Source organism: Winogradskyella sp. A2, from assembly GCF_046762865.1.
Taxonomy (GTDB): Bacteria; Bacteroidota; Bacteroidia; order Flavobacteriales; family Flavobacteriaceae; genus Winogradskyella.
Map to the genome: position 1 here is coordinate 456,840 of NZ_JBKQXM010000001.1, position 13,371 is coordinate 470,210.

Genomic DNA, 13,371 nt, shown 5'->3' on the forward strand with positions numbered 1-13,371 from the left:
AATTAAGGGGCAAAGATAGGTAATTATGACAATTTTTAAATTTTATAAAAACATGATAAATGACAGTCTTTTTATATCTTTTGTGAGGTAAGTTTGTAATCTAAAATTGAGTCCATGTATAGAACAGTCAGCGCAGAAGAAGCATTAAAAGTTGTAAAATCTAATGATAAGGTATATTTACAAGCTGCTGCGGCAGTACCTTCTGTCTTAGTAAAGGCCCTAGCAGATAGACATGAGGAATTACGGAATGTTGAAATTTGTCAACTACATACGGAAGGAGAAGCTCCATATGCAGATCCGAAATTGGCAGAAAGCTTCCATGTCAATTCTTTTTTTATAGGTAGAAATGTTCGTCATACGCTACATACAGGAAACGGTTCGTATACGCCTGTTTTTTTAAGTGAGTTACCATTACTTTTTAAGAGAAATATAATTGATCTTGATGTAGCGTTAATTCATGTTTCTGTTCCTGATAAGCATGGATATTGCTCATTAGGTGTTTCAGTAGAAGCCACATTAGCGGCTATTGATAATGCAGATTATGTAATTGCTCAGGTTAATAAACAAATGCCAAGAACTTTTGGTGATGGTATAATTCATGTTACAGAAATTGATGCTTTTGTTGAAGTTGATGCACCGTTACCTGTATTCCCTGTTACCGAGCCGAGTATATTAGAAACTAAAATCGGAGATTATATAGCAGAACTTATTGAGGATAGAAGTACGTTACAAATGGGTATTGGTAATATACCTAATGCAGTTTTAACACGATTACACAATCATAAAGATTTAGGATTACACACAGAAATGTTTTCTGATGGCGTAATTGATTTAATATTAGAAGATGTTATTAACGGTAATCATAAGCGTGTAAATCCTGGAAGAGCCTTAGCAACATTTTTAATGGGTTCGCAACGCTTATACGATTATGTTAATGATAACCCTTTTGTTGAAATGCGTTCCTCTGACTATGTAAATGATGTTTCCGTTATAAAACAAAATCCTAGAATGGTTGCAATAAATTCGGCTGTTGAAGTAGATGTTACTGGTCAGGTTTGTGCAGATTCTATTGGATCGAAAATGTATTCTGGTGTAGGTGGGCAAATGGACTTCATTAGAGGTGCATCCCTTAGTGAAGGTGGTAAGGCAATAATTGCATTACCGTCGGTAACAAAACACGGTATAAGTAGAATTGTGCCTACATTAAAACCTGGAGCGGGTGTGGTAACAACAAGAGCACATATACACTATGTAGTTACTGAATACGGTGTTGCAAATTTATACGGTAAAACAATTAAGGAGCGTGTGAAAGCACTAGTTGAAATTGCACATCCTGATCATAGAGAAGAAATTGATAGGGCTTATTTTGAGTTGGTTTAATTATTTAAACCATCCTAATAATCCACCCTTTCGTTTGGTAGCTTTAATATCTGGTACTTCGTTGGTTATCATTTGATAAATTTCACCCCAACCAAGTATGCCACCAATATTTCTGTCGTCAATGAATAGATCTGCATGTATTTTTCTACTTCGACTATAATCGAATTTCTCTTCAGGAAAGCTCGCATTGACAGCATAGAACTCTATTCCGTTTTCTTTACAGAAATCTACCGCTTCTTGGAGTTTTGTTCCATTGCGATAGGTCCATAATATTAATCTGTGCCCATCTTCTTGTAGTTTCTTAAGTGTCTCAAATGCAAAAATTCTTGTTTTACCAATTTTAGGATAAGCATCTTCTACTATTGTCCCATCAAAATCTATTGCTATTATCAGTCTTTCGTTAAAATTCATTATTCAATCAATTACAAAATAGAGATTTCATATTACCTCACTTATACAAGACTATGTCTAGTCATCGCTTTGGGTTGAGGTATACCCATTAATTTAAGAATAGTAGGTGCAATATCACCAAGTATTCCGTCTTTTATTTCCTGTAAATCTTTATCAATTAATATAACAGGAACAGGATTAGTGGTATGTGCAGTATGAGGTGACCCGTCTGGATTCACCATAGTTTCACAATTACCATGATCGGCAATTAAGATTGTAGTATAGTCATTTTCTAATGCCACGGTTATTACATCCTTAACACAGTCATCAACAGCTTCACATGCCTTAATTGCAGCTTCCATAACACCTGTATGACCAACCATATCTCCATTGGCAAAATTCAAACAAACAAAGTTCACTTCACCTTTTTCTAATTCTGGTACTAGAGCATCTTTTAGTTCATAAGCGCTCATTTCTGGTTTTAAATCATAAGTAGCAACTTTTGGCGAATTTCTTAGTATTCGGGTTTCATTTTTAAATGGTTCTTCACGTCCACCTGAAAAGAAAAATGTAACATGAGGGTATTTTTCAGTTTCCGCTATTCTAATTTGATTTTTATTATGATTCTCAAGAATCTCACCTAAAGTTTCACTTAAATTATCCTTTTCAAAAACAACATTAATTCCCTTAAACTTATCGTCATAATTGGTTAATGTCACATAATGAAGATTGAGCTTATGCATGTTATATTCGTGAAAATCTTCTTGTGACAAAACCTGAGTTAATTGTCTGCCTCTATCTGTTCTGAAGTTGAAGAAAATAACAACATCATCTTCACTCATTATTGCAATTGGGTCGCCATGCTCATCCGTATTTATTATTGGCTTTATAAATTCATCAGTTATATTTTCCTCATAACTCTGTTGTATTGCACCAAGAACATTAGTGGTGAGAATTCCATTGCCATGCACAATTGCATCATAAGCCTCCTTTACACGTTCCCAGCGTTTATCTCTATCCATTGCATAGTAACGGCCAGTTACAGTTGCTAATTTTCCTGTTGTTTTATCTAGATGATCTTCTAAATCTGAAATAAAACCATAACCTGATTTCGGATCTACATCTCTACCATCTGTAAAGGCATGAACGAATATGTCTTTTAAGCCATTTTTATGGGCTGCATCTATTAAACCAAATAAATGGTTGATATGAGAATGAACACCACCATCGCTTACAAGGCCAAGTAAATGAACTTTTTTTCTGTTATGTTTTGCATAGGTGAAAGCGTCTTTTAATACCTTTTCTTCTTGAAGCGTTTTATTTTGTACAGCAAGATTAACTTTAACCAGATCTTGATATACTATTCGGCCAGCACCAAGGTTCATATGCCCAACTTCACTATTACCCATCTGGCCTTCTGGCAGCCCTACATGTAATCCATCGGTTCTTAAACTTGCGTTTGGGTATTTGGTATAAAGCGAATCTATAAATGGTGTTTGGGCATTATCTATTGCAGAAACTTTGGGGTCGGGAGATTTGCCCCAGCCGTCTAAAATCATTAAAATAACCTTCTTATTCATGTCTTTAATCTTAAGGATTTCAAAGATACTATATCATAATTGATAACAAATTGCAAAGGCTAAAAAATTTAATAGGTTATTAATTATTTAATTCATTTTAACTTACATGACTTTATAAGTACTTCTTTGTGATTATGTTAACAGATTTGTTATCAATACGTTAATAATGTGTTATATGTTATTTTTATTGTAACAGTTTAAAAGATAAGTCGTCTCTTTAGTATATCAAAAAACAAATCAATTAAAAATTAAATCTTTCATCATGAGAAAATCAACAGTAGTTTTAGCAATTGCATTAGGCTTTTCAATCACAAGTTTAAATGCAACAAACGAAATTAATCTATCAAGCTTAGAGTTAAATGAAAAAACAGTAGAAGTCAGTCCAATTTGTAAGGCCGCAGCGGTTGGTGATATCCAACAGTTAAAAATGCTTATCAATAATGGAGTTGATATTAATAAAAAGTCTAATGGTATGTTACCAATTCATTATGCTGCAAAGTATAATAGAGTAGATGTAATCAAAATTTTAATCACTGCCGGATCAGAAATTCATGCCAAATGTGATTTAGGGTATACTGCTTTAGCACATGCCAAAAAATCAAATGCGAATGATGCTGCACTATTTTTGAAAAGATTTAAAAACAAAAATGTCTAGTATAGACAATTATTTGAGTTAGTTAGTTAAAAATGCGTCTTATTTTAAGACGCATTTTTGTATTTTCTAATAGCATCTCTTATGTGCTCAATTCTATTTTCAGGATCAGGGTGTGTACTTTGAAATTCAGGTACTCTATTAGGTCCTGCAGCATCTTTCAAAATTTTCATAACACCAATCATTTCTTCAGGATTATAACCAGCGTCAAGCATAAAATGTACCCCTAATTCATCACTTTCCAATTCATCATCTCTACCATTTTTTAATAGTGTTCCCTGACCTATCTGTTGTGCAACTGCACCCATATCAATCGCTCCTGCACCCATAATCAAAGTTTGCCAATATTTTGAATCTGTAATCCGTTCGTTTGAATGTTTACCGAGTACATGTCCTATCTCATGCCCTAATACACCAGCCAATTGATCCTCGTTTTCTAATTGAGAAAACAGAGCATAGGTTATAAAAATTTGTCCGCCAGGCAACGCGAATGCATTAATGGTGCGTTCATCAGCCAATAGATGAAATTCATATCTATATGGCGTACTTTTAGCAATACTATTATTAACAAGTTTACCTCCAACATTGTCTACTAAAGCTTGATACCTGTTTTCTGGATGTAATCCACCATGCTGTTGTGCCATGCCAGGAGCACTTTGTAAACCTATCGCAATTTCCTGTTCAGGTGAAAGAGAAATAGCCTGTGTACGACCAGTATAAGGATTAGTTTCTTGCTGACTGCATCGACGTATAAATGCGAAGGCTACAATAGCAAGACCGATGATTAGTCTAATTTTAAAATTTCCTCTTCTCATATTGATTGTATTATTGAGTTCAAGTTACAAAAGTTTGACACAAAAATTATCGAAAAGTCATTAGCTAGGACGTTAATTTTTACTTTCTAATTATTAAAAATGCTAATTTTAGAATTCAAATAATAATTAAATGATGCCTTGTAGCTTTAAAATTATACCTAACAATGAATTAGAATTAGTAATACCATTAGTTTATGAACTAAATGAAGGTAAAATAGATAAAGTGGTTTTAAGATCTCGATTTAATGAAATGAAGACCCAAAATTACGAGTGCGCAGGTATATTTCGGGATAATGAATTAATAGGTGTTACTGGGCTTTGGTTTTGCACAAGACATTATGTTGGTAAATCTCTAGAGTTAGACCATGTTTATATCAAACCCGATTATAGAGGTGAAGGATTAGGTAAAAAGTTCATGAAATGGATAAATGATTATGCTATGGATAATGGTTACAATGCATTAGAATTAAATACTTATGTGCAAAATTATCCTTCACATAAATTTTATTATAATGATGGATTTGAAATATTGGGGTATCACTTTTTGAAGAATTTGTAAAATTATTTTAAAAAGTCTAAATCATTATTTGTCGCAACCTCATAGGGCTCTTTATTTTGTTCAAATATTCTAGCGTCTAGATTACCTCTAAGTCTAATATTATTGTCTTTTATTTCTATCCAACTTCCTTCTCGTAACCCTATAACAGGTTGTGTATTAAAAGCATGGAATTCCTTAATGCGCGTTTCACGGGTTTCACCCATATGGGTGCTTTTTGGATCTGGATCTAAGTAATGAGGGTTAATATTGAAGGGTACAAACCCAAGGGTCTTAAAACTAGGTGGATAAACTATAGGCATATCATTTGTTGTGTTTAATGTTAAACCACAAATGTTGCTGCCAGCACTAGTACCTAAATATGGGGTGCCGTCTTCAATAGCACTTTGTAAACTTATTATAACATCATTTTTGTATAGTTGGTTAACAAGAACAAAGGTGTTGCCTCCACCTGTAAATATACCTTTAGCATTATTTATAGCATAATTTGCATCGGCAAACTCATGAATTCCTTTAACAGATTTCTCAATTTTATTAAATGCTTTATTAGCTATAGATGTGTATTCGTCATAAGTGATACCACCTGGTCTAGCATAAGGAATAAAAAGAATTTCCTCAGTATCCTTAAATAATAATTTTAGTTCATCTAATAAATATTCTAAAAACCCACTACCATGAACCGTCGAGGTGCTCGCAATAATTAAATTCTTCACTAATTTTAAAAATTAATTAATGTATAGTGGAAATTAACCTATATAAACTGATTTAACAAAGATTTAGATGCGATTTTTTATGAGAATTGAAGATTAAACACGAACTTTAATATCCTAAATAGAAATGATGAAAAAAACTTTAATTTTTATATGCTGCTTATTTTCAATAGTATCATTTTCTCAAAAAATAGACAGAACCATGGTAAACGGTAGAATTGTTGTATCTGCCCAAGATAAAGAAGGGGTTACTGTTTATAATACGTCTTCAAATAAAGGCACTTTTACTGATGAAAATGGAGAGTTTAAAATTGAAGTTGCTCTTAATGATGTAGTGGAATTTAGTGCACTCCAATTTAAGGATTTTACTGTTGTGATATCGGAGCGAATCCTTGAAACAAAACAAATGACTGTAATTTTGGTAGAAGAGATTAATAAGCTTGATGAAGTTGTTTTGTTACCATTTGGCTTAACTGGAAATTTAAATGCAGACCTTGAAAATGTGAGAACATATAATGTTAGTCTTGATGCTGTTTATTTTGGTTTAGATCATATCGAAGATTTTGAGTTCTCCGCAGATTATAATACAAAAGCAGAAAATATTGCATTTAACGAATATAATCCTAGAGTTGACAATATGCTAAATTTGGTAAACCTTGCTGGGTTTTTAGTAAGCCAAGTAGCAGATATTGATGGCAATGAAATGAGCAATCAAGAGAAAGCACTCAATAAAACACCTTTTAAAAAGGCATTAGAACAATACAGTGTAAATTTTATTCATGTTAATTTTAATATTCCTCTTAATGAAATTGATGCCTTTGTTGAATATGTAGAAAACGAAGGTGTTGATGAGACTTTATTAGCCAAAGACAAGGAGGTTCAGTTCTTGGAACGAATTAATCAGCTAAGTCAGTCTTATCTAAAAACTACGAGTGATAAAGATTAAATCATACTTTACTTTATGTCTTATTATTTTAAGTTTTGTTGCTAATGGACAACGAAAGGACTTAAGTGGACAACTTACGGCCAATGGTGATGTTGAAGGGATACATATATTAAATAAAACAGCTCCTAAATATACCATTTCAGATGAAGATGGTAGTTTTATTATACCAGCAAAACTATCTGATACTTTATTCATATCAGGTTTGAAATATGAATCAAAAGAAGTAATCATAACTAGTATAATGATAAATTCTGGTGTGTTAAGAATTTCGCTGGTTGAAAAAATCAATGAACTTGATGAGGTTATAGTAGGTAAGATTTTAACTGGTAGTTTAGAGTCTGATCTACAAAATTCAGATGCAAAAACTGAAGTGAATTTCTATGATTTAGGAATTCCAGGTTATATAGGTAAACCCATAACTATTAATGAAAGAAAACTTCATGATGCAGATGCAGGTCCTTGGGGACAAATTGGCTTAGGATTCGGTGTTAATTTTCATAAGCTATTAAATCGAATTAGCGGTAGAACCAAAAAATTAAGAAAAATAGTCGATTTAGATGCTAGAGATAAATGTATTGAACGTCTACGACGTGAGTACGAATCAATTATTTTTGAGAACGAAACACTTGCTGAAAATTTAAAAACTGAATATTTTCTCTATTGTCAAGAGGATGAAGAGTTTTTACAATTGTGCAATAGAAATAATGATATTGAGGCCATCGATTTCCTAAAATTGAAGTTAAAAGCCTATAAAGACAATAGGAAGTCTACCTCTAATGATTAATTTTGGAATAGTTGTTGGTTTAAAAAAGCAAAGTTAAACGAAATGAACAGAATTAAATACCTATTAATATTACTTACTATTCCATTATTTCTTTCTAGTGCTTACCTTCATGAGTATTATGTGAGTGTCACTAATATTGAATACGTTAAGGAAGAAAAATCTGTTCAAATTATTACCCAAATATTTATTGACGATTTTGAAACCTTAATTAGAGATAGATTTGATGATAGAATAACTTTGGATACAGAAAATGAATCATTATTAGTAGAGGATTATATGCAACGTTACCTGTCTGACAAATTGATTATAAAATTAAACGGTAAGCCAGTAGAATTCAATTTTATTGGGAAAGAATATAAGGATGATATTACTTATTGCTATTTAGAAATAGAGAACATCATAGAGGTTAATAGCATTGAGGTAAAGAATAGAGTTCTATTTGATGTTTTTATGGACCAACAGAATATAATTAGACTAAAAATTAACAATAAAAACAAGAGTTTTCTATTGATTCCAGATAATGACAATTGCTTGTTAAACTTTAATTAAAACACTACAATAGCTTAGTATATTTAACTATTTTCGTCATCATTTTTATAAACCATACTGATTCTCATGAAAATTTTTAAGTATTTCTTATGTGCTACAATGTTTATTTCGGTGAGTGTATTTGCTCAAAATGAAATTAAACCAGAGCGTAAACCAGGTCACACCAACGAAAACAAGTTCAAACAATTATATGACGAGTTTTCAACTCCTAATATGTTTAGAACAGGGAGTGGAGCTCCTGGCCCTGCATATTATCAGCAACAAGCTGACTATAAAATGGATATTGAGATTGATGATGACAATGCAAGATTGTATGGTGACGAAACAATAACTTATACAAATAACTCTCCTGATGAGTTAACCTACCTTTGGGTTCAGTTAGATCAGAACATGCGTGCGAGAGATTCAAAGACTCCTTTAATTAATAGTACTGGTATTGGTCCTGCAACTTCTTCGTCTAGAGCAATAAATTCTTACTTAAAAGAACGATTTGATGGAGGTTTTAATATAGAGCATGTAAAGGATGTAAATGGAAATGATTTACCTCATATGATTAATCGCACAATGATGCGAGTAGAGTTACCTGAATCGATGAAGACAGGAGATAAGTTTTCATTTCAGATAAAGTGGTGGTATAATATTAATGACCATGTGAAGGATGGAGGGCGTTCAGGTTACGAGTATTTTGAGGAAAACGACAATAGAATATATGTAATGGCTCAGTTCTATCCGCGTATGGCTGTTTACAATGATGTTGAAGGTTGGCAAAATTCTCAATTTTGGGGACGTGATGAGTTTGCATTACCATTTGGGGATTTTGATGTTAATATAACAGTACCTGCAGATCATATTTTAGATGGTACAGGATACTTAACTAATAGAGATGAAGTCTTTTCTAAAGAAATGATGAAGCGCTTTAAGAAAGCAACGAAATCATTTGATGAGCCTGTAATGATTGTAACCGAAGAAGAAGCACGTGTTACAGAAAAAACAAAAAGTAAAGACAAGAAAACATGGAAGCTTTCAGCTCAAATGGTACGAGATTTTGGATTTGCCACTTCACGTAAATTTATCTGGGATATGATGGCAGTGAAGCTTGACACTAAAGAAGTGATGGCAGTTTCAATGTACTCTAAAGAAGGAAATCCTTTATGGGAGCAATGGTCTACAAGAACTGTTGCAAGTACATTAAAGTCTTACTCTCGTATGACTTTTGATTATCCATATCACAAGGCCATTTCAGTACATGCACCAATGGGAATGGAATACCCAATGATATGTTACAACTTTGGTCGTCCTAATGAAGATGGAACTTACTCCGATAGAACCAAATTTGGAATGATTGGCGTAATTATACATGAAGTTGGTCATAACTGGTTTCCAATGATTATTAATAGTGATGAACGTCAATGGACTTGGATGGATGAGGGATTAAACACATTTGTACAATATGTTGCAGAACAAGATTTCGGCGAATGGAATCCGACTGCCTTGTCAGCAGGACAAACAAAATATCCTTCGAGACGTGGTCCAGCTAAAAATATTGTGAGGTATATGGGAGGAAACCAAGATTATATTGCTCCTATTATGACTAAGGGCTTAAATACCTATCAATTTGGTAGTAATGCATATTCCAAACCAGCTACAGGATTAAATATTTTACGAGAAACCGTTATGGGTCGTGACCTATTTGACTATGCATTTAAAGAATATGCAAACCGTTGGAAGTTTAAGCACCCAACACCAGAAGATTTTTTCCGCACGATGGAAGATGCTTCAGCAATAGATTTAGATTGGTTTTGGAGGGGATGGTTTTACACCACAAACTATACAGATATTGGAATTAAAGAGGTTAAGAAGTTTGCTGTGACAAATACGCCTAATGAGGAAGGTAAGAGATTAGCTGAACGATATAGAATGGACCCTAATAGTCTTGTTTATTTTATTGGAGAAGGTGAAGAGGGTTATGATGTAGCTCAAAATAGTGGTAGTTTAATTAATTTACCTACAGTTAAGGAATATCTTATGGACAACTTCACTCCTGAACAACGAAATGCTATGAAGACACCTCCTAAGTATTTCTATGAGGTTACATTTGATAAACCAGGGGGACTTGTAATGCCTTTAATTGTTGAGTACACATATGCAGATGATACTAAAGAAAGGGTGACTTATCCTGCACAGGTATGGAGATTGAATGACAAAGAAGCTCGTAGAGCTATTGCAAGTGATAAAGAGATTATTGCGATTACAGTAGATCCTGATTTAGAAACGGCAGATGTGGATACATCTAACAACTCTTGGCCAAGAGAAGTGCAACAAAGTGATTTTGATAAATTTAAAAATGAGATAAAAAACTAAGCAAGTATTATAATATTTAGCCGACTTTAACGAGTCGGCTTTTTTTATTACATAAAGTCACTCTATATTTGTAATGTGATACACCAGACCATATTTTTATTCATTGGAGGTACAGAAATAGTTTTTATACTATTTATTGTAGTATTAGTTTTTGGCGCAGATAAATTACCAGAAATAGCTCGTGGTATGGGTAAGGGTATGCGTACTTTGCGTGATGCTACTAACGATATAAAGCACGAAGTCACTAAAAGTGCAAAGGAAAATAATATTGTAGATACTGATGTCACTAAAAATATTAATGAAGAACTGAATAAAGTAAAAGACGATCTTGAGGATTTTACAGGTTCTTTAAAAAGAGATAATTAGTTATATTTTTCTGCTAATTGTTAAACCATCGCGAATGGGTAACATTACAGATTCTATTCTTGAATCTTCCTTTAGTAGTTTATTGTAATCCAATACTGCTTTAGTTGAAATATCTTTAGGATTTAAAGATTCTACGACTTTACCGTGCCATAAAACATTATCAGAAAGGATAATACCACCTTTGTTTAATTTGCCAATTACTAAATGGAAGTAGTTTGAGTAATTTGGTTTGTCCGCATCAATAAATACCAAATCAAAAGATGTTTCAATTGTTGGTATAATATCAATGGCATTACCTACATGTTGTATTATTTGAGCTCCAAAACCCGATTTATTAAAGTATTTTCGTTGAAAATCTTCTAATTCTTCATTAATATCAATTGTGTGCAATTCGCCATCGGATGGCAGTCCTTCAGCGAGGCATATCGTAGAATAACCAGTAAATGTTCCCAACTCTAATATTGACTTCGGCTTTATAAGTTTAGATAATATACTAAGTACACGACCTTGATAAGGGCCACTCAACATAATAGGTTGTAAAATTTTTTGGTAGGTTTCTCTTGTAAGTTGTCGAAGTAATTCTGGCTCTTCTACAGAATGAGCTACTACATATTTATCTATAGCTTCTGGCAAAAAGTACATTAACTTAATATTCTATTTACGAGTGATATTTTTGCTTCTTCATCATCACCGAATAGCCATTGAAGAACATTGTCTTCCCAAATGGCATCACGTTCTGTTTCATTTATAATATCTCTATCAATAGCCAAATCTAATATTTTGCCGGGATAGGAAGATTGTTTCTCACTTTCCATTTCCCCAAGTGGATACGGATCATCTAAGCCCATAATTACTTGTTTGGATGTTTGATTTCTCATAAGCAACTCTAAAGACCCTGTATCGTGAACTAAAGTATCAAAGAATATATTTTTATGTCCAACTGCCTTTCTAGGATGACTTTTACCTTCAAATAAATCTGGTCTTCCATCAAAACCTTGTATTCTTCTCCCAAGATTTATTTGCGCCAACTGCCCACCATGAGCAAAACAAACACGCATATTTTTATACTTTTCGTAATAACCATTTAAGGTCAAGAAATGATAAGCATCGGCACACTGTGCGAGCATCCAAATAAGATGAAAACGCCAAGATGTGTTTTCTAGTTTAATAAATTTTTCCCCATCATAAGGGTGAACTTCTACGGCTAGATTATACTTATCCGCAAGTTCAAAAATTGGTTCGTTTTCCTCATCAAAAATACAGCGCCAAGTTCCTATGGTATCCATGTAGTGTGTTGGTAAGCAAAGAAGGCGCATACCTAAAACTTCAACACAACGTTCAATTTCCCAACATGCACCTCTAACAAATCCTGGGTGAACTACAAAGCCACATGTGAATTTACTCGGATTGTCACGTTGTATTTTAGCATTGAAATCATTTTGAAATCGTAATGCCTGCTTCATTTCTTCAAGACGAAGCCCATTGCCATAGAGTTGGGAAAGATTAAGAACTACTGCATGATCTATTTTAAAATGTTCCATCCATGCGAGTTTTTCATCCAAGAAAAAACTCGAATCAGTGATTGGTCGGTTCCAATCTTTTTGAAGCATAAACTTTCTGTCTTTATCCACCCAAAAAATCCCTTTGTCTCTCATAAAATCAGGAATTTCTTCAGGATAAGGAAGAAGATGTGAATGACCGTTTATTCTTAATTTTCGTTTAGTCATTAATCTCAACTTTCTTAGGTGGTTGCATTACTTCACCGCAATTCGGACAAGAGCGTTTATCTTTATCACCATAATATTTATCAAAGATTCCAGGCATGTCAGTCTCTATATTGTCTAATGTGAAATCTTCCTCATACAATTTTGTTGTGCAATTTTCGCAAAACCAAAGTAGTGCATCCTTAACACCTTTTTCTCTAGGATATTCAATTACTAAACCAACTGTGTTTGCGCCTCGTTGAGGTGAATGAGGTACTTTTGGAGGAAGCAAGAATATTTCACCTTCCTTTATATGGATATCTTTTGGTGTTCCTTTGTCAATTACCTTAAGGATAATGTCACCCTCAACTTGATAAAAGAACTCTGGTGTTTCATTGTAGTGGTAATCCTTTCTGCTATTTGGACCTCCAACAACCATAACTATAAAATCACCATCTTTCCAAACTACTTTGTTCCCAACAGGTGGTTTTAAAAGATGTCTATTTTCTTCAATCCAAGCTTTAAAATTAATTGGTGGATATAGTTTGCTCATGTCTAAATAATTTAATTCTGTATTTT

General features: G+C 33.3%; 15 protein-coding genes. 8 read left to right on the forward strand and 7 right to left on the reverse strand.

What is annotated here, in order from left to right:
* Positions 1-114: 114 nt before the first annotated feature.
* Positions 115-1,380, forward strand: a complete 1,266-nt coding sequence (locus ACFWV9_RS01960) for an acetyl-CoA hydrolase/transferase family protein (protein ID WP_411893551.1) — start codon at positions 115-117, stop codon at positions 1,378-1,380.
* Here the strand turns inward: ACFWV9_RS01960 and ACFWV9_RS01965 are convergent, their stop codons facing one another.
* A complete protein-coding gene (locus tag ACFWV9_RS01965) occupies positions 1,381-1,791 on the reverse strand; it encodes a BT0820 family HAD-type phosphatase (protein WP_411893552.1) in 411 nt (136 codons plus the stop codon).
* Between the two features lie 41 nt (positions 1,792-1,832).
* Positions 1,833-3,350, reverse strand: a complete 1,518-nt coding sequence (gene gpmI, locus ACFWV9_RS01970) for a 2,3-bisphosphoglycerate-independent phosphoglycerate mutase (RefSeq protein WP_411893553.1) — start codon at positions 3,348-3,350, stop codon at positions 1,833-1,835.
* Between the two features lie 262 nt (positions 3,351-3,612).
* Here gpmI and ACFWV9_RS01975 point away from each other — a divergent pair, with 262 nt between their 5' ends.
* Entirely contained in the window at positions 3,613-4,005 is a 393-nt protein-coding gene (locus ACFWV9_RS01975) for an ankyrin repeat domain-containing protein (protein ID WP_411893554.1), read from the forward strand.
* 44 nt (positions 4,006-4,049) lie between these two features.
* Here the strand turns inward: ACFWV9_RS01975 and ACFWV9_RS01980 are convergent, their stop codons facing one another.
* Positions 4,050-4,817: a M48 family metalloprotease gene (locus ACFWV9_RS01980; protein ID WP_411893555.1), complete on the reverse strand. Its 768-nt coding sequence runs from the start codon at positions 4,815-4,817 to the stop codon at positions 4,050-4,052.
* Positions 4,818-4,947: 130 nt separating this feature from the next.
* Here ACFWV9_RS01980 and ACFWV9_RS01985 point away from each other — a divergent pair, with 130 nt between their 5' ends.
* The gene (locus ACFWV9_RS01985; RefSeq protein WP_411893556.1) at positions 4,948-5,376 is read left to right on the forward strand and encodes a GNAT family N-acetyltransferase; all 429 of its coding nucleotides are present in this window, start codon (positions 4,948-4,950) and stop codon (positions 5,374-5,376) included.
* A 2-nt stretch (positions 5,377-5,378) separates the two neighbouring features.
* On the opposite strand, the gene pepE is transcribed toward ACFWV9_RS01985, so the two are convergent.
* Positions 5,379-6,086 carry a dipeptidase PepE gene (gene pepE / locus ACFWV9_RS01990; RefSeq protein ID WP_411893557.1) on the reverse strand — a complete coding sequence of 236 codons (708 nt, stop codon included), beginning with the start codon at positions 6,084-6,086 and terminating at the stop codon, positions 5,379-5,381.
* A gap of 127 nt (positions 6,087-6,213) precedes the next feature.
* Between pepE and ACFWV9_RS01995 the strand changes: the two genes are divergently transcribed.
* From ACFWV9_RS01995 to ACFWV9_RS02015, 5 genes are all read left to right on the forward strand, one after another.
* Positions 6,214-7,029: a carboxypeptidase-like regulatory domain-containing protein gene (locus tag ACFWV9_RS01995; RefSeq protein ID WP_411893558.1), complete on the forward strand. Its 816-nt coding sequence runs from the start codon at positions 6,214-6,216 to the stop codon at positions 7,027-7,029.
* Positions 7,016-7,813, forward strand: a complete 798-nt coding sequence (locus ACFWV9_RS02000) for a hypothetical protein (RefSeq protein ID WP_411893559.1) — start codon at positions 7,016-7,018, stop codon at positions 7,811-7,813. Before ACFWV9_RS01995 ends, ACFWV9_RS02000 begins: the two co-directional genes overlap by 14 nt.
* Before the next feature lie 42 nt (positions 7,814-7,855).
* A complete protein-coding gene (locus ACFWV9_RS02005) occupies positions 7,856-8,362 on the forward strand; it encodes a DUF6702 family protein (protein ID WP_411893560.1) in 507 nt (168 codons plus the stop codon).
* A gap of 66 nt (positions 8,363-8,428) precedes the next feature.
* A complete protein-coding gene (locus ACFWV9_RS02010; RefSeq protein ID WP_411893561.1) occupies positions 8,429-10,723 on the forward strand; it encodes a M1 family metallopeptidase in 2,295 nt (764 codons plus the stop codon).
* A 75-nt stretch (positions 10,724-10,798) separates the two neighbouring features.
* Positions 10,799-11,089 (forward strand): twin-arginine translocase TatA/TatE family subunit, encoded by a 291-nt coding sequence (locus tag ACFWV9_RS02015; protein WP_114300617.1) that lies wholly within the window; start codon positions 10,799-10,801, stop codon positions 11,087-11,089.
* On the opposite strand, the gene ACFWV9_RS02020 is transcribed toward ACFWV9_RS02015, so the two are convergent.
* The 3 genes from ACFWV9_RS02020 to ACFWV9_RS02030 are packed head-to-tail and all read right to left on the reverse strand — an operon-like array spanning position 11,090 to position 13,345.
* Positions 11,090-11,731: an O-methyltransferase gene (locus ACFWV9_RS02020; protein WP_411893562.1), complete on the reverse strand. Its 642-nt coding sequence runs from the start codon at positions 11,729-11,731 to the stop codon at positions 11,090-11,092. It abuts the gene before it with no gap.
* Positions 11,731-12,816 (reverse strand): amidohydrolase family protein, encoded by a 1,086-nt coding sequence (locus ACFWV9_RS02025; RefSeq protein WP_411893563.1) that lies wholly within the window; start codon positions 12,814-12,816, stop codon positions 11,731-11,733. Before ACFWV9_RS02025 ends, ACFWV9_RS02020 begins: the two co-directional genes overlap by 1 nt.
* Positions 12,809-13,345: a 3-hydroxyanthranilate 3,4-dioxygenase gene (locus ACFWV9_RS02030; RefSeq protein WP_411893564.1), complete on the reverse strand. Its 537-nt coding sequence runs from the start codon at positions 13,343-13,345 to the stop codon at positions 12,809-12,811. Before ACFWV9_RS02030 ends, ACFWV9_RS02025 begins: the two co-directional genes overlap by 8 nt.
* Positions 13,346-13,371: the final 26 nt, after the last annotated feature.